General features: G+C 73.6%; 13 protein-coding genes. 11 read left to right on the top strand and 2 right to left on the bottom strand.

Annotated features, from left to right (window positions below; translation table 11 throughout):
• The first annotated feature begins 257 nt into the window (after positions 1-257).
• The 4 genes from ACGFZN_RS22880 to ACGFZN_RS22895 all read left to right on the top strand — a co-directional run bounded on the left by ACGFZN_RS22880 (position 258) and on the right by ACGFZN_RS22895 (position 6,079).
• Entirely contained in the window at positions 258-2,132 is a 1,875-nt protein-coding gene (locus ACGFZN_RS22880) for an AMP-dependent synthetase/ligase (protein ID WP_393860308.1), read from the top strand.
• 196 nt (positions 2,133-2,328) lie between these two features.
• A complete protein-coding gene (locus ACGFZN_RS22885) occupies positions 2,329-4,149 on the top strand; it encodes a SpoIIE family protein phosphatase (protein ID WP_393860524.1) in 1,821 nt (606 codons plus the stop codon).
• A 41-nt stretch (positions 4,150-4,190) separates the two neighbouring features.
• Positions 4,191-5,423 (top strand): radical SAM family heme chaperone HemW, encoded by a 1,233-nt coding sequence (gene hemW, locus ACGFZN_RS22890; RefSeq protein ID WP_393860309.1) that lies wholly within the window; start codon positions 4,191-4,193, stop codon positions 5,421-5,423.
• Between the two features lie 26 nt (positions 5,424-5,449).
• Entirely contained in the window at positions 5,450-6,079 is a 630-nt protein-coding gene (locus ACGFZN_RS22895) for a hypothetical protein (RefSeq protein ID WP_393860310.1), read from the top strand.
• Here the strand turns inward: ACGFZN_RS22895 and ACGFZN_RS22900 are convergent.
• Positions 6,063-6,875 (bottom strand): DUF3097 domain-containing protein, encoded by an 813-nt coding sequence (locus ACGFZN_RS22900; protein WP_393860311.1) that lies wholly within the window; start codon positions 6,873-6,875, stop codon positions 6,063-6,065. The genes ACGFZN_RS22895 and ACGFZN_RS22900 overlap by 17 nt on opposite strands.
• Positions 6,876-6,909: 34 nt before the next feature.
• The gene (locus ACGFZN_RS22905; RefSeq protein WP_393860312.1) at positions 6,910-7,632 is read right to left on the bottom strand and encodes an MBL fold metallo-hydrolase; all 723 of its coding nucleotides are present in this window, start codon (positions 7,630-7,632) and stop codon (positions 6,910-6,912) included.
• Positions 7,633-7,802: 170 nt separating this feature from the next.
• On the opposite strand from ACGFZN_RS22905, the gene hrcA reads away from it, so the two are divergent.
• The 7 genes from hrcA (at position 7,803) to ACGFZN_RS22940 (ending at position 16,254) form a co-directional block, all read left to right on the top strand.
• Positions 7,803-8,819: a heat-inducible transcriptional repressor HrcA gene (gene hrcA, locus ACGFZN_RS22910; protein ID WP_330340026.1), complete on the top strand. Its 1,017-nt coding sequence runs from the start codon at positions 7,803-7,805 to the stop codon at positions 8,817-8,819.
• Positions 8,820-9,953, top strand: a complete 1,134-nt coding sequence (dnaJ, locus tag ACGFZN_RS22915; protein WP_393860313.1) for a molecular chaperone DnaJ — start codon at positions 8,820-8,822, stop codon at positions 9,951-9,953.
• A 112-nt stretch (positions 9,954-10,065) separates the two neighbouring features.
• Positions 10,066-11,229 carry a nitronate monooxygenase gene (locus ACGFZN_RS22920; RefSeq protein WP_393860314.1) on the top strand — a complete coding sequence of 388 codons (1,164 nt, stop codon included), beginning with the start codon at positions 10,066-10,068 and terminating at the stop codon, positions 11,227-11,229.
• On the top strand, positions 11,226-11,978 hold the full coding sequence (locus ACGFZN_RS22925; RefSeq protein ID WP_393860315.1) for a 16S rRNA (uracil(1498)-N(3))-methyltransferase: 753 nt from the start codon (positions 11,226-11,228) through the stop codon (positions 11,976-11,978). Before ACGFZN_RS22920 ends, ACGFZN_RS22925 begins: the two co-directional genes overlap by 4 nt.
• A 26-nt stretch (positions 11,979-12,004) precedes the next feature.
• A complete protein-coding gene (locus ACGFZN_RS22930) occupies positions 12,005-12,397 on the top strand; it encodes a VOC family protein (protein WP_393860316.1) in 393 nt (130 codons plus the stop codon).
• A 74-nt stretch (positions 12,398-12,471) separates the two neighbouring features.
• Positions 12,472-13,014: a hypothetical protein gene (locus tag ACGFZN_RS22935; RefSeq protein ID WP_393860317.1), complete on the top strand. Its 543-nt coding sequence runs from the start codon at positions 12,472-12,474 to the stop codon at positions 13,012-13,014.
• Positions 13,015-13,107: 93 nt separating this feature from the next.
• Positions 13,108-16,254, top strand: a complete 3,147-nt coding sequence (locus ACGFZN_RS22940) for a S41 family peptidase (RefSeq protein ID WP_393860525.1) — start codon at positions 13,108-13,110, stop codon at positions 16,252-16,254.
• The last annotated feature ends 14 nt before the right edge of the window (positions 16,255-16,268 follow it).

Raw genomic sequence — 16,268 nt, forward strand, 5'->3', positions numbered from 1 at the left:
CGGTTACGTCGACAAACGGGACACAAAGGGGCCCGTCGTGCGAAAGCGCGGCGGGCCCCTGGGCGTCCATGGCGTCGCGGCGACTGGAAAGTGACTGGCCGAAGCCCCTTACGCAGCGGCCGGTCGCGGCTTACTCTGATCCCTGCTCGATAGTTACTCGCGAGTTAAACAACAGCGCAGCAGCAGCACGAACCCCCACCGTGAGTGAACCCAGCCGCACCGAGTACGCCGCACCGTCGCGGGCCCCGGAGGATGTCGTGAGCGACACACAGACCCTGATCGAGAACCGTCCGCCGTCCGTGGCGGCCCTCTTCCTGGAGCGCGTGGCGGCCACACCGGACGCCGAGGCCTACCGTTACCCGGTGCCTCCTGCCTCCGGTCAGGGCCCCGACGACTGGAAGTCGCTCAGCTGGGCGCAGGCGGCCGAGCGGGTCTACGCGATCGCGGCCGGCCTCATCGAGCTGGGCGTCCAGCCCGAGCAGCGCGTGGCGCTCGCCTCCTCGACCCGCGTCGAGTGGATCCTCGCCGACCTCGGCATCATGTGCGCGGGCGGCGCGACCACGACCGTCTACCCGCAGACCAACGCGGACGAGTCGGCGTTCATCCTCTCCGACTCCGAGAGCCGGGTGCTGATCGCCGAGGACGCGGCCCAGGTCGCCAAGGCGGTCGAGAAGCGCGCCGAGCTGCCCGACCTGACCAAGGTCGTCGTCATCGACCCGGCCGGCGTCGAGGCGGGCGACTGGGTCATCACCCTCGCCGAGCTGGAGCGGCGCGGCGCCGCCTACCTGGAGACGCACCCCCAGCTGATCAAGGAGCGGGTCGGTGCGATCGCCAGGGAGCAGCTCGCCACGCTCATCTACACCTCCGGCACCACCGGCCGCCCCAAGGGAGTCCGGCTCCCGCACGACAACTGGGCGTACATGGCGAAGGCGATCGCCGCGACCGGCCTGGTCACCATGGACGACGTGCAGTACCTGTGGCTGCCGCTCGCGCACGTCTTCGGCAAGGTGCTCACCTCCGGCCAGATCGAGGTCGGTCACGTCACCGCCGTCGACGGCCGCGTCGACAAGATCATCGAGAACCTGCCGGTGGTGAAGCCGACGTACATGGCGGCCGTGCCGCGCATCTTCGAGAAGGTCTACAACGGCGTCGCCGCCAAGGCCCGCGAGGGCGGTCCGGCCAAGTACAAGATCTTCCAGTGGGCCGCCGGGGTCGCCCGCGAGTACGCCAAGGTCAGCCAGGACAACTTCCGGCGCACCGGCACCGCCGCCGTGCCGTTCGGGCTGGCCGCCAAGCACAAGGTCGCCGACACCCTGGTGTACGCCAAGCTCCGCGAGGCCTTCGGCGGCCGGCTGCGCGCCTGCGTCTCCGGCGCCTCCGCGCTCGCGCCCGAGATCGGCTACTTCTTCGCGGGCGCCGGTATCCACATCCTGGAGGGCTACGGCCTCACCGAGTCCTCCGCCGCCTCCTTCGTCAACCCCGGCGAGGCCTACCGCACCGGCACTGTCGGCAAGCCGCTGCCCGGCACCGAGGTGCGCATCGCCGACGACGGCGAGATCCTGCTGCGCGGCCCCGGCATCATGCAGGGCTACCACAAGCTGCCCGAGAAGACCGCCGAGGTGCTGGAGTCCGACGGCTGGTTCCACACCGGCGACATCGGCGAGCTGTCGCCCGACGGCTACCTGCGCATCACCGACCGCAAGAAGGACCTGATCAAGACCTCCGGCGGCAAGTACGTGGCGCCGGCCGAGGTCGAGGGGCAGTTCAAGGCGGTGTGCCCGTACGTCTCCAACATCCTGGTGCACGGCGCCGACCGGAACTACTGCACCGCCCTCATCGCCCTGGACGAGATCGCGATCCTGGACTGGGCGAAGGAGAACGGGCTGGAGGGCAGGTCGTACGCCGAGATCGTCGCCGCCCCGCAGACGGTCGAGATGGTCGACGGCTATGTGCGGGAGCTCAACGCGGGGCTCCAGAAGTGGCAGACCATCAAGAAGTTCCGGCTGCTGCCGCGGGACCTCGACGTGGAGCACGGGGAGATCACGCCGAGCCTGAAGCTGAAGCGGCCCGTCGTGGAGCGGGAGTACAAGGACCTCATCGAGGAGATGTACGCCGGCACGCGGGAGGCCTGAGCGGTTTTCGAAGGGGTGGCGGGGCCGTCCGGCGGCGGGTGATCCGTGGTCTCCGGCGCCCACGCGGCGCAGCCGCGTGGCGACACGGCCCCGCACCCCTCGATGTTCACCGGCGCTCAAAAGGCGCCCACTTCTGTCCATTTCGGTAACTCCCCGCTTATGACCGCCCCCTGTCTGTCACCCTGGCCGCATGGACATGGCGGCCATACCGACGCAGAGGGAGAGCGAGCCCCGGGCCAGTGAGGCCCGGGGCCGGGCCACGCTGCCCGGCAGCCCCCTCGCGCCCGGGGCGGCCCGCGCCCTGGTGCAGGCCGCGCTGGCCGAGGCGCCCGGGGTCTCGCCCCGGCTCGTCGACGACGCCCTGGCCGTGGTCAGCGAGCTGGTCACCAACGCCGTCGTGCACGCCGGTACGGACGTGGACGTCGACTGGCGGCTGGAGGAGACCGGCGCCTTCGTCGTGGAGGTGGGCGACCGGCACCCCTCCCGCGCCCCGCGCGACGCCCTCGGCGGCGACGGCTCGTACGACACCGCCGAGTACGGACGCGGCCTGCGCCTGGTCACCACCCTCGCCGAGTCCTGGGGCGTCACCTACCGCGCCGGCGCCAAGACCGTCTGGGCCAGGCTGCCGCCCGGCGGCGTGGACGGCCCGGACGCCTCCGCGCCGGACGCGGCCCTGGAGGTCGCCGAGGACCTGGCCCCGCAGCCGCACCGCGCCGACGGCGACCGGGACTGGCTCGGCCGGGGCGCGCTGTCGTTCCTCGCCGAGGCCTCCGACCTGCTCGCCGGACAGCTGGACGAGAACCTGGTCACGGCGCTCACCGGCCAGCTCATCGTGCCCCGGCTCGCCGACTGGTGCGCGGTGTGGCTGGAGGACGAGGCGACCGTGCGCGGCCGCGGTGCCGGCGGGCCCGACCGGGTCTGGCACGCCAGCGAGAACCGCATCGAGGAGCTGCGCTGCGCCCTGGAGAAGGAGCCGCCCTGCCCCGGCGAGGGCCTGCGCTCCGGCCCCGAACCGTACCCGTGGCCGGGCCCCGCGCTCGGCCCGCAGGGCGCCGACGGCACGGCACTGGCGTACCGGCTGATCGCGGGCGGCCGGCCGCTCGGCACACTGGTCATCGGCCGGTGCGGGACGGCCGGCTTCCGCGAGGAGGTCACCGGGCTCGTGGAGGACCTGGGCCGCCGGGTGGCCCTGGCGATCGGCGCGGCCCGCCAGTACGCCCGCCAGGCCACCATCAGCGCGGTCCTGCAGCGCGGCCTGCTGCCCGGCGCGGTCGCCGAGATCCCCGGGATGAGCAGCGCCCTCGTCTACGAGCCGTGCGACAAGGGCGGCCCCAGCGGCGACTTCTACGACCTGTTCCCGGCCGGCGACGGCCGCTGGTGCTTCGCCGTCGGGGACGTCCAGGGCAAGGGACCGGAGGCGGCCGTCGTGATCGGCCTCGCCCGCCCGTGGCTCCGCCTCCTCGCCCGCGAGGGCTACCGCGTCGCCGACGTCCTCGACCGCCTCAACCAGCTCCTGCTGGACGACGCCACCGAGGCCGCCGACGCCGCCGCGCGCGCCCTGGTCGCGGCGGGCGGCCGTCCGGTGGCCGCCGGGGACGGGCCGCAGACCCGCTTCCTGTCGCTGCTGTACGGCGAGCTGACGCCGTACGACGGCGGGGTCCACTGCACCCTCGCCTCCGCGGGGCACCCGCTCCCGCTCGTCCTCAGCCCCGACGGCACCGTGCGCACGGCGGCCCGTCCGCAGACCCTGCTCGGCGTCGTCGAGGACGAGACGTACACCAGCGAGAGCATCGACCTGCGGCCCGGCGACAGCCTGCTGTGCGTCACCGACGGGGTGACCGAGCGGCGCTCCGGCTCCCGCCAGTTCGACGACGGCGACGGCCTGGCCCACGCCCTGTCCGGCTGCACCGGCCTGAGCGCCGAGGAGATCGCCGAAAGGATCCGCCGCCTGGTCCACGACTTCAGCGGCAGCCCGCCCGAGGACGACCTCGCCCTGCTGGTCCTCCAGGCGGAGTGACGGCGGCGGGGTCACGGCGCCGGTGCTGGACAATGGAAGGCATGCCTTCCGCACTCCCCGACGGCGAGCCCGTCCCCGCCGACGGCGCGCTGCCCGCGCACGCGCTCGCCGGCGCCGCCGAGCGGCCCCTCGGGTTCTACCTCCACGTCCCGTACTGCGCGACCCGCTGCGGCTACTGCGACTTCAACACCTACACCGCGACCGAGCTGCGCGGCACCGGCGGCGTCCTGGCGTCCCGCGACAACTACGCCGGCACGCTGACCGACGAGATCCGCCTCGCCCGCAAGGTGCTCGGCGACGACCCGCGCCCGGTGCGCACGGTGTTCGTCGGCGGCGGCACGCCGACCCTGCTGGCGGCCGAAGATCTCGTACGGATGCTGGGGGCCGTCCGTGACGAGTTCGGGCTGGCGCCGGACGCCGAGATCACGACGGAGGCCAACCCCGAGTCGGTCGGCCCCGCGTACCTCGCCGCGCTCCGGGAGGGCGGCTTCACCCGGATCTCCTTCGGCATGCAGAGCGCCAGGAGGCATGTGCTGGACGTGCTGGACCGCACCCACACCCCCGGCCGCCCCGAGGCCTGCGTCGCGGAGGCCCGCGCGGCGGGCTTCGAGCACGTCAACCTGGACCTGATCTACGGCACGCCCGGGGAGAGCGACGACGACTGGCGGGCCTCCCTGGACGCGGCGATCGGGGCGGGCCCGGACCACATCAGCGCGTACGCCCTGATCGTCGAGGAGGGCACCCAGCTCGCCCGCCGCATCCGCCGGGGCGAGATCCCGATGACCGACGACGACGTGCACGCGGACCGGTACCTGATCGCCGAGGAGACCCTGAGCGCGGCGGGCTTCGAGTGGTACGAGGTCTCCAACTGGGCCACCTCGCGGGCGGGCCGCTGCCTGCACAACGAGCTGTACTGGCGCGGCGCCGACTGGTGGGGCGCCGGCCCCGGCGCGCACTCGCACGTGGGCGGCGTGCGCTGGTGGAACGTCAAGCATCCCGGGGCGTACGCGGCGGCCCTCGCCTCCGGCCGCTCACCGGGCGCCGGGCGGGAGCTGCTGTCCGACGAGGACCGGCGAGTGGAGCGGATCCTGCTGGAGCTGCGGCTGCGGGAGGGTGTGCCGCTGGCCCTGCTGAAGGACGAGGGGCTCGCGGCGTCCCGCCGGGCGCTGGCGGACGGTCTCCTGCGGGAGGGACCGTACCGGGAGGGCCGGGCGGTGCTGACGCTTCGGGGGCGGCTGCTGGCGGATGCCGTGGTCAGGGACCTGGTGGACTGATCGTCGTACGGATAGGGTCCCCGGGCATGATCTCCGACAGATGGCCGGAAACCGACGCCACCGTGGTGCGGTTCGGGCTGCGGTGGCTGCTGTGGTTGCTGCTGCTGATCGTCCTGCCGTTCGGCGGGATGGGCGTGACCGGCCTGTTCATCGTCCTGTGGCAGGGCGACGCCTCCGGCTGGCCGTTCCTGCCGGGCCTCGTGAGCCTGTTCGTGCTCCGCCCGGTGTGGTCGTGGCGCCGTCGGGTCACGGCCCTGGACAGCCAGGGTTTCTGGGTGATGCAGGGCAAGCAGGCCGTGCTGATCCCCTGGGACTCGCTGGCCGGGGCCGGGATCTACTGGGCGCCCTTCGGCCGCACCCACCTCTACACGCTGGAGCTCTGCCCCCGCGGTGACATCGACTGCGACCATCCCCTGCTCTGGGAGTTCGTCCGGGACGTGGCGCCGCTGCGCCTGGGGCTGCCGCGGTTGCGCTACCGGTTCGACGTACGGCACTTCTTCGGCGTGTACGAGGAGGCGTTCCGGCGCTGGGCGCCGCCCGGCGTGTGGTTCGGGCGGGTCGAGCAGCCCAGCCACTACCGCCCGGGCGCGCCCGACCGGGCCGGCCACAAGCGGCGCATCCGCGAGGCCGCCGCGCGCGTCACTCCGGGGCCGTGACGAAGTCGATCAGCTCCTCCACCCGGCCCAGCAGCTCTGGCTCCAGGTCCTTGTAGGACGTCACCCGTTTCAGGATCGCCTGCCACACCGCCCCGGTGTTCTCCGACGGCCAGCCCAGGGCCCGGCACACGCCCGTCTTCCAGTCCTGTCCCTTCGGCACCGTCGGCCAGGCCCGGATGCCCAGCGCGGCCGGTTTCACCGCCTGCCAGATGTCGATGTACGGGTGGCCGACGACGAGGGCGTGTTCGCTGGTCACCGACTCCGCGATCCGCCACTCCTTCGTGCCCGGCACCAGGTGGTCCACCAGCACGCCCAGCCGGGCGTCGGGGCCCGGCGCGAAGGACGACACGATCGACGGCAGGTGGTCCACGCCCTCCAGGTACTCCACCACCACGCCCTCGACGCGCAGGTCGTCGCCCCAGACCTTCTCGACCAGCTCGGCGTCGTGCCGGCCCTCGACGTAGATGCGGCCGGCGCGGGCCACGCGGGCGCGCGCGCCGGGCACGGCGACCGAACCGGAGGCGGTGCGGGCGGGCCGTGCCGGGCCGCCGGACGACGGCCGCACCAGCGTGACCACGCGGCCCTCCAGCAGGAAGCCGCGCGGCTCCAACGGGAACACCCGGTGCTTGCCGAAGCGGTCCTCCAGCGTCACCGTGCCCGCCTCGCAGCGGATCACCGCCCCGCAGAAACCGGTACCGGCCTCCTCCACCACCAGACCCGGCTCCGCCGGTACCTCCGGCACGGGTTTCGGCTTCTTCTTCCACGGAGGGGTGAGATCGGCGGCGTACTGGCGCATTCGGATGACGATAGGAGAAGCGGTGGGGCCGTACCTACGACACGCCGAAACGTGCTGCCAGCTCGTCGCGTTGGCGCCGTACGAAACCCGCGTCCACCACCGCTCCGTGACCGGGCACGTACAGCGCGTCCTCGCCGCCCAGGGCGAGGAGACGGTCCAGGGCGTCCGGCCAACGGGACGGGACGGCGTCCGGACCGGCCTGCGGTGCGCCGGACTCCTCGACCAGGTCGCCGCAGAAGACCACCTCCCGGTCCCCGGGGACGAGGACCGCCAGATCGTGCCCGGTGTGGCCCGGGCCCACGTTGGCCAGCAGGACCTGACGGCCGCCGCCGAGGTCCAGGGTCCACTCGCCCGAGACCGGGTGGCCGGGCGGCACGAGCGCGTCCACCGCCTCGTCGGCGTCCGCCACCGCGAGTCCGTTGCGGACGGCGTCCAGGCGCAGCGCCTCGCGTTCGTGGGCGAGGACGGCGTCCAGGCCCACCGCCCCGTACACCTCCGCGCCCGCGAAGGCGGCCGCCCCGAAGACGTGGTCGAAGTGGGGGTGGGTCAGCGCGAGATGGGTCACACGGCCGCCGGCCAGTTCCTCGGCACGGCCCCGGAGCCGGGCGCCCTCGGCGAGACTGGAGCCGGCGTCCACCATCAGCGCCGTACCCGCGCCGAGGACCAGACCGGCCGTGCAGTCCCAGCCGGGCAGCCGGCACCGGCCGACGCCCGCGGCCAGCCGTTCCCAGCCCAGCTCTTCCCAAGTCACCGTCATACCGCGACGCTATCCGCACGAGCCGCCGCGAGGGCACCGACCTTGCCCCGGGTGTACCCGACAGCCGTACACTGGGCCCGGGACGCTGGCACTCGCATGCGAAGAGTGCCAGGCGGACGAAGGCAGGACCGAGCGGAGCCGAGGGGACCACATGCTGGAGGTGCGCGCGAATGCTGAGTGAACGCAGGCTTCAGGTGCTGCGCGCCATCGTCCAGGACTATGTGGGCACCGAGGAGCCGGTCGGGTCGAAGGCCCTGACCGAGCGGCACAACCTCGGCGTGTCCCCGGCGACGGTCCGCAACGACATGGCCGCCCTGGAGGACGAGGGGTACATCGCGCAGCCGCACACCAGCGCGGGGCGCATCCCCACCGACAAGGGCTACCGGCTGTTCGTGGACAAGCTGGCGGGCGTCAAGCCGATGACCGCGCCCGAGCGGCGGGCGATCCAGAACTTCCTGGAGGGCGCCGTCGACCTCGACGACGTCGTGGCGCGCACCGTGCGGCTGCTCGCCCAGCTCACCCGCCAGGTCGCCGTGGTGCAGTACCCGTCCCTGACCCGGTCCACCGTCCGGCACGTGGAGCTGCTCTCGCTCGCCCCCGCGCGCGTGATGCTCGTGCTGATCACGGACACCGGGCGGGTCGAGCAGCGGATGGTCGACTGCCCGGCGCCCTTCGGCGAGGCCTCCCTCGCCGACCTGCGCGCGCGGCTGAACAGCCGGGTCGCGGGCCGCCGGTTCACGGACGTGCCGAAGCTGGTCGAGGACCTGCCGGAGGCCTTCGAGGCCGAGGACCGCGGTACGGTCTCGACGGTGCTCTCCACTCTCCTGGAGACACTCGTCGAGGAGAACGAGGAGCGGCTGATGATCGGCGGCACCGCCAATCTCACCCGCTTCGCGCATGACTTTCCTCTCACGATCCGGCCGGTGCTCGAGGCGCTGGAGGAGCAGGTCGTGCTCCTCAAGCTGCTCGGCGAGGCGAAGGATCCGGGCGTGACGGTGCGCATCGGGCACGAGAACGCCCACGAGGGACTCAACTCCACCTCCGTGGTGTCGGTCGGCTACGGTTCGGGCGGCGAGGCGGTTGCCAAGCTCGGCGTGGTCGGACCGACCCGCATGGACTACCCGGGAACGATGGGAGCGGTACGCGCAGTGGCACGGTACGTCGGACAGATCCTGGCGGAGTCGTAAGTGGCCACGGACTACTACGCCGTTCTCGGCGTGCGCCGCGACGCGTCGCAGGATGAGATCAAGAAGGCGTTCCGCCGGCTCGCCCGCGAGCTGCACCCGGACGTCAACCCGGATCCGAAGACCCAGGAGCGGTTCAAGGAGATCAACGCCGCTTACGAGGTGCTGTCGGACCCGCAGAAGAAGCAGGTCTACGACCTCGGCGGCGACCCGCTCTCGCAGAGCGGCGCCGGCGCGGGCGGCTTCGGGGCCGGCGGCTTCGGCAACTTCTCCGACATCATGGACGCCTTCTTCGGTACGGCGTCGCAGCGCGGCCCGCGTTCGCGCACCCGGCGCGGCCAGGACGCGATGATCCGGATCGAGGTCGAGCTGGACGAGGCGGCCTTCGGGACGACCAAGGACATCCAGGTCGACACCGCGGTCGTCTGCAACACCTGCAACGGCGAGGGCGCGGCCCCGGGCACGTCCGCCCAGACGTGTGACATGTGCCGGGGCCGCGGTGAGGTCTCGCAGGTCACGCGGTCCTTCCTGGGCCAGGTCATGACCTCGCGGCCGTGCCCCCAGTGCCAGGGCTTCGGCACCGTGGTGCCGACCCCGTGCCCCGAGTGCGCGGGCGACGGCCGGGTCCGCTCCCGCCGCACCCTCACCGTGAAGATCCCGGCCGGTGTCGACAACGGCACGCGGATCCAGCTCGCCGGCGAGGGCGAGGTCGGGCCGGGCGGTGGGCCGGCCGGTGACCTGTACGTCGAGATCCACGAGCTGCCGCACCCGACCTTCCAGCGGCGCGGCGACGACCTGCACTGCACGGTGACGATCCCGATGACGGCCGCGGCGCTCGGCACCAAGGTGCCGCTGGAGACCCTGGACGGCATGGAGGAGGTCGACATCCGGCCCGGCACCCAGTCCGGCCAGTCGATCCCGCTGCACAACCGGGGTGTCACGCACCTGCGCGGCGGCGGCCGGGGCGACCTGGTCGTCCACGTCGAGGTCCAGACCCCGACCAAGCTCGACCCCGAGCAGGAACGCCTCCTGCGCGAGCTGGCCAAGCTCCGCGGCGAGGAACGCCCAAAGGGCCAGTTCCAACCGGGGCAGCAGGGCCTGTTCTCGCGGCTGAAGGATGCGTTCAACGGGCGCTGAAGCGGGCGCTGAGAGGCTGGGTACGGGGTGTTTTCCGCACCCCGTATGCCAGCGGTTTATGCCGCGGGAAGCCCGATTCGGACTCTTTCAAAGGACGTGACAACATGCGGTCATGTCCTCCGCGCTGACCGATCTCCTCCTGCATCCCATCGTGCAGGCCCCCATGGCGGGCGGTGTCTCCGTCCCGCAACTCGCCGCCGCCGTCTCCGAGGCCGGTGGCCTCGGGTTTCTCGCCGCCGGGTACAAGACCGCCGACGGCATGTACCAGGAGATCAAGCAGCTGCGGGGCCTCACCGCCCGCCCCTTCGGCGTGAACGTGTTCATGCCGCAGCCCGAGTATCCCGGTGCAAGCACCGGCACCACTGGAGCGGCTAACGCCGCGCCCCCTTCCGGTGCCGTCGAGGTCTACGCCCACCAGCTGGCCGGCGAGGCCGCCTGGTACGAGACCGAGCTGGGCGACCCGGACAGCGGCCGGGACGACGGCTTCGACGCCAAGCTCGCCGTGCTCCTGGACAACCCGGTGCCGGTGGTCTCCTTCCACTTCGGCGTGCCGAGCCCCGAGGTGGTCGACAGCCTGCGCCGCGCCGGCACCTTCACCCTGGTCACGGCCACCACCGCCGAGGAGGCCCGCGCGGTGGAGCGGGCCGGCGCGGACGCGGTGATCGCACAGGGCGTGGAGGCCGGCGGTCACCAGGGCACCCACCGCGACGTCCCCGAGAACGACGGCGCCGGCATCGGCCTGCTGTCGCTCGTCGCGCAGATCCGCGAGGCCGTGGACATCCCGGTCGTCGCCGCCGGCGGCATCATGCGCGGCAGCCAGATCGCCGCCGTCCTCGCGGCCGGCGCGAGCGCGGCCCAGCTGGGCACCGCCTTCCTCGCCACCCCCGAGTCCGGCGCCCACGCCGTGCACAAGCAGGCGCTGACCAACCCCCTGTTCACGCACACCGAGCTGACCCGCGCGTTCTCCGGGCGGCCGGGGCGCGGACTGGTCAACCGGTTCCTGCGCGAGCACGGTCCGTACGCTCCCGCCGCCTACCCGGACGTCCACCACCTCACCTCGCCGCTGCGCAAGGCCGCCGCGAAGGCCGGGGACGCGCAGGGCATGGCGCTGTGGGCGGGGCAGGGGCACCGGCTGGCCCGCGCGCTGCCCGCCGCGGAGCTGGTGGAGGTGCTGGCCGCCGAACTCGACGCCGCCAGGACAGCGTTGTCGGCCAAGGGCGGACCGGGCGGACCGGGCGGACCGGGCCGCCCGGGCGGACTGGGCGGCCGGCGATGACCGCGCCGGTGTTCGTCGTCGACTCGCTCCAGGGCGTGGGCCCCGGCTCGGTCGTCGACGTCACGGGCGCCGAGGGACGGCACGCGGTCTCCGTGCGGCGCCTGCAGCCCGGCGAGCACGTGGTGCTCACCGACGGCAAGGGGCGTGGGGCCGCCGGGGTCGTCGTCGGCGTGTCCGGCAAGGACCACCTGGTGGTGGAGCCCCACGAGTTCCCGGTGGAGCCGGAACCCAGCCCCCGGATCACCGTCGTACAGGCGCTGCCGAAGGGCGACCGGGGCGAACTCGCCGTCGAGACGATGACCGAGACCGGCGTCGACGCGATCGTGCCCTGGCAGGCCGCCCGCTGCATCACCCAGTGGAAGGGCGAGCGCGGCCAGAAGGCGCTCGCCAAGTGGCGGGCCACCGCGCGCGAGGCCGGCAAGCAGTCCCGCCGGCTGCGCTTCCCCGAGGTCGCGGACGCGGCGAGCACCAAGCAGGTTGCGGCACTTCTCGCCACAGCGGACTTCGCCGCCGTGCTGCACTCCGACTTCGAGCACGACAGCGGGCGGCTGGCGACCGCCGAACTGCCCGCCGAGGGAGAGATCGTGCTGGTCGTCGGCCCGGAAGGCGGCGTCGCCCGGGACGAGTTGGCGCTCTTCGAGGAGGCGGGTGCGAAGGCGTACGTGCTCGGTCCTACCGTGTTGCGGACATCGACCGCCGGCACCGCGGCCGCAGCCCTGCTGCTGGGCCGAACGGGCCGCTGGTCCTGACCCACCCGACACCCTGGGGGAACGCCGTGGAACTCGCCCAAGTCCGGCTCCTGGTCACCGACTTCGCCACCTGCTACCGCTTCTACGCCGACGTCCTCGGGCTCAAGGCGCAGTCCGGGGCGACCGAGGGCCCGTACGAGAAGTTCAGCCCGCACACCGGCTCCGCGGGGATCGCCCTGCAGGACCGCTCGATGATGGCCGAGGTGCTGGACGAGCTGGGCGAGTCGGCCACGGGGCACCGGTCGCTGGTGGTGCTGCGGGTGGACGACCTGGATGCGTACGTGTCGGAGATCACCGGCCGCGGTGCGGTGGTGGTGCACGGGCCCGCGCCCATGACGGACCGCATGCGGGTGGCCCATCTCAAGGACCCCGAGGGGAACCTGGTGGAGCTTCAGGAGTGGCTGCTGCTGCGCGGGTAGCCCGCCCCCCCCGTACGGGTGAGTGGCCGTATGTGTTCTTCCCCGGCGCCCGTGCCGGTGGCACCCTCGCCTGCATGGGGGTTTCGAGAGGGAACCGGCGTGCGGTGCGGGCGCTGGCCGCGGGCGGTGTCGTCGTGGCGGCCGGTGCGGTCCTGGTGGCGTGCCAGCCCGGTGATCTCAGCACCACCTCCGCCGCCTACACCACCGACACCACCGCGACGGCCGAGCTGAAGCGGCAGCACGTCGACGTCAGCTGGCTCACCTGCACCGGTGAGTACGGCGGCGGCTCGGCGAAGAGGACGCCCTCGCCCAGCGAGAGCACCGTGGTGTCCGTCGACTGCCGGGGTGAGACGAAGGACGGCCGGAAGATCACCGTCACCGGGAAGGTGACCCGGGCCGTCGACGGCGCCTGTGTGCGCGGGGACCTGACCGCGAAGGTCGGCGGCCGGCAGGTGTTCCACGTCGACGGGCTCGGCGACTGCAACGCCACGACCGGGCCGACGTACCGGCCGCCCACGTACCGGCCGGGCGGCGGTCGGCCGACCGTGACCGTCACCGTCACCCGGACGCTGTGGTGCAAGGGCGATCCCACCTGCTGGCCCGTCCAGGGCAAGTGATCGGAACACCGGGCGCGGTACGCCCCCGCTGCGTACAGTGACGGGGTGACTCAGGGTGCCGCTTATCTCCGATATCCCCATGTACACGGCGACTTGGTGGCCTTCGTCGCCGAGGACGACGTCTGGCTCGCGCCCTTGGAGGGCGGCCGGGCCTGGCGGGCCAGCGCCGACAACATGCCGGTCACCACGCCCCGGATCTCGCCGGACGGCCGGCACCTCGCCTGGACCTCGACCCGTGACGGCGCGCCCGAGGTGCATGTGGCCCCCGCCGAGGGAGGGCCGGCCGAGCGGCTAACGTACTGGGGCAACCGCCGTACCGAGGTGCGCGGCTGGACCCCCGACGGGCGGGTGCTCGCGCTCGGCGCGCACGGCCGGCACAGCTTCCGGCACAGCTGGGCGTACGCCGTCCCGCTGGACGGCGGCCCCGCCGAGACCCTGCCGCACGGCCCGGTCGGCGAGGTCGCCTTCGGCCCGGCCACCGTGCTGCTGTCCGCGCCGATGGGCCGCGAGGCCGCCCACTGGAAGCGCTACCGGGGCGGCACGGCGGGCAAGCTGTGGATCGACCGGGAGGGGAGCGGGGAGTTCGAGCGGCTGCACGAGGAGGTCGACGGGAACATCGAGTGCCCGGTGTGGGCGGGCGACCGGATCGCCTTCCTGTCCGACCACGAGGGCACCGGCGCGCTGTACTCCTCCCTCGCCGACGGCTCCGACCTGCGCCGGCACACCCCCCTCGACTCCTTCTACGCCCGGCACGCCTCCGGTGACGGCAGCCGCGTCGTCTACAGCTCCGGCGGCGAACTCTGGCTGCTGGACGACCTGGAGGGCGCCGAGCCGCGCCGGCTGGAGGTGCGGCTCGGCGGCCCCCGCGTCGATCTGCGCCCGCAGTCCGTGGACGCCGCCCGCTGGTTCGGCGAGGCGGCGCCCGACCACACCGGGCGCGGCAGCGCCGTCTGCGTGCGCGGCGGCATCCACTGGGTCACCCATCGCTCCGGGCCCGCCCGCGCCCTCGCGGCCACCCCCGGCGTCCGCGCCCGGATGCCGCGCACCTTCCGCGCCGACGGCGAGGAGTGGGTGGTGTGGGTGACGGACGCGGAGGGCGACGACGCCCTGGAGTTCGCCCCGGCGACCGGGACCGTACCGGGCGCCCCGCCCCGCCGGCTGGCCGCCGGGCAGCTCGGCCGGGTGCTGGAGCTGGCCATGGCCCCCGACGGCAGCCGGGCCGCCGTCGCCGCGCACGACGGACGGCTGCTCCTCGTCGAACGGGAGACCGGCGAGGTCCGCGAGGTCGACCGCAGCGACGACGGCGAGGTCTCCGGTCTCGCCTTCTCGCCCGACTCCGCCTGGCTGGCCTGGGCCCACCCCGGTGCCCGCCCGCTCTCCCAGCTGCGCATCGCCCACACCACCGACCTGTCCGTCACCGAGGCGACCCCGCTCCGCTTCCAGGACTACGCGCCCGCCTTCACCCTCGACGGCAAGCACCTGGCGTTCCTCTCCAACCGCGCCTTCGACCCGGTCTACGACGAGCACGTCTTCGACCTCGCGTTCGTGGTCGGCGCCCGGCCGCACCTGATCACCCTGGCCGCCACCACCCCCTCGCCGTTCGGCCCGCAGCGCCACGGCCGCCCCTTCGAGAGCCCCGACAAGGACGAGACCCCGGACAGCGAGGGCGCCCCCGCCACGCGTATCGACCTCGAAGGCCTCGCCGACCGGATCGTGCCCTTCCCGGTCGAGGCCGGCCGCTACTCCACGCTGCGCGCCGCCAAGGACGGGGTGCTCTGGCTGCGCCACCCCGTGCACGGCGTCCTCGGCGCCGCCCGCGCCCACCCCGAGGACCCCGCCCCGCACACCGACCTGGAGCGCTACGACCTCGGCCAGCGGCGCCTGGAGCAGCTGGCCGCGGGCGCCGACCACTTCGAGGTCAGCGGCGACGGCCGACGCGTTCTGCTGTGGGCCGGCGAACGGCTCCGGGTCGTCCCCGGCGACCGCCGCTCCGGCGCCGACGACGACGGCGACACCAGCGTCACCGTCGACCTGGGCCGCGTCCGGCAGACCCTCGACCCGGCCGCCGAGTGGCGGCAGATGTACGACGAGACCGGCCGCCTCATGCGCGACCACTTCTGGCGCCCCGACCTCGGCGGCGCCGACTGGACCGGCGTCCTGAACCGCTACCGCCCGCTGCTGGCCCGTGTCGCCACCCACGGCGACCTGGTCGACCTCCTGTGGGAGGTGCACGGCGAACTCGGCACCTCGCACGCCTACGTCATCCCCGCCGGCGGCCGCGGCGACGGCCCCCGGCACGGCCTGCTCGGCGCCGACATCTCCCGCCACTCGGACGGCAGTTGGCGGGTCGACCGGATCCTGCCCGCGGAGACCTCCGACCCGGACGCCCGTTCCCCGCTCGCCGCACCCGGTGCCGCGGTCCGCCCCGGGGACGCGATCATCGCGGTCGCGGGCCACCCCGTCGACCCGGTCACCGGGCCGGGGCCGCTGCTCGCCGGCACGGCCGGCCGGCCGGTGGAGCTGACCGTCTCCCCGGCGGGCGGCGGCGAGCCGCGCCACACGGTCGTCGTCCCGGTCGCCGACGAGGAGCCGCTGCGCTACCACGCCTGGGTGGCCGACCGCCGCGCCCACGTCCACGCCGCCTCCGACGGCCGGCTCGGCTACCTCCACGTGCCCGACATGCAGGCCCCCGGCTGGGCGCAGATCCACCGGGACCTGCGCGTGGAGGTGGCTCGCGAGGGACTGGTGGTCGACGTCCGCGAGAACCGCGGCGGCCACACCTCCCAGCTGGTCGTCGAGAAGCTGGCCCGCCGCATCATCGGCTGGGACCTGCCGCGCGGCATGCGCGCCACCAGTTACCCGCTCGACGCCCCGCGCGGCCCGGTCGTCGCCGTCGCCAACGAGTTCTCCGGCTCCGACGGCGACATCGTCAACGCCGCGATCAAGGCCCTCGGCATCGGCCCGGTCGTCGGCACCCGCACCTGGGGCGGCGTCATCGGCATCGACAGCCGCTACCACCTGGTCGACGGCACCCTGGTGACCCAGCCGAAGTACGCGATGTGGCTGGAGGGGGTCGGCTGGGACGTGGAGAACCACGGCGTGGACCCCGACGTGGAGGTCGTACAGCGGCCCCAGGACTGGGCCCAGGGCCGGGACGTCCAACTGGACGAGGCGGTCAGGCTCGCCCTGGAAGCACTCGAGGAACGGCCCGCGAAGACACCGCCGGTGCTGCCGGCCTGATACGACTACGATGC

Source organism: Streptomyces sp. NPDC048192 (assembly GCF_043202415.1).
Taxonomy (GTDB): Bacteria; Actinomycetota; Actinomycetes; order Streptomycetales; family Streptomycetaceae; genus Streptomyces.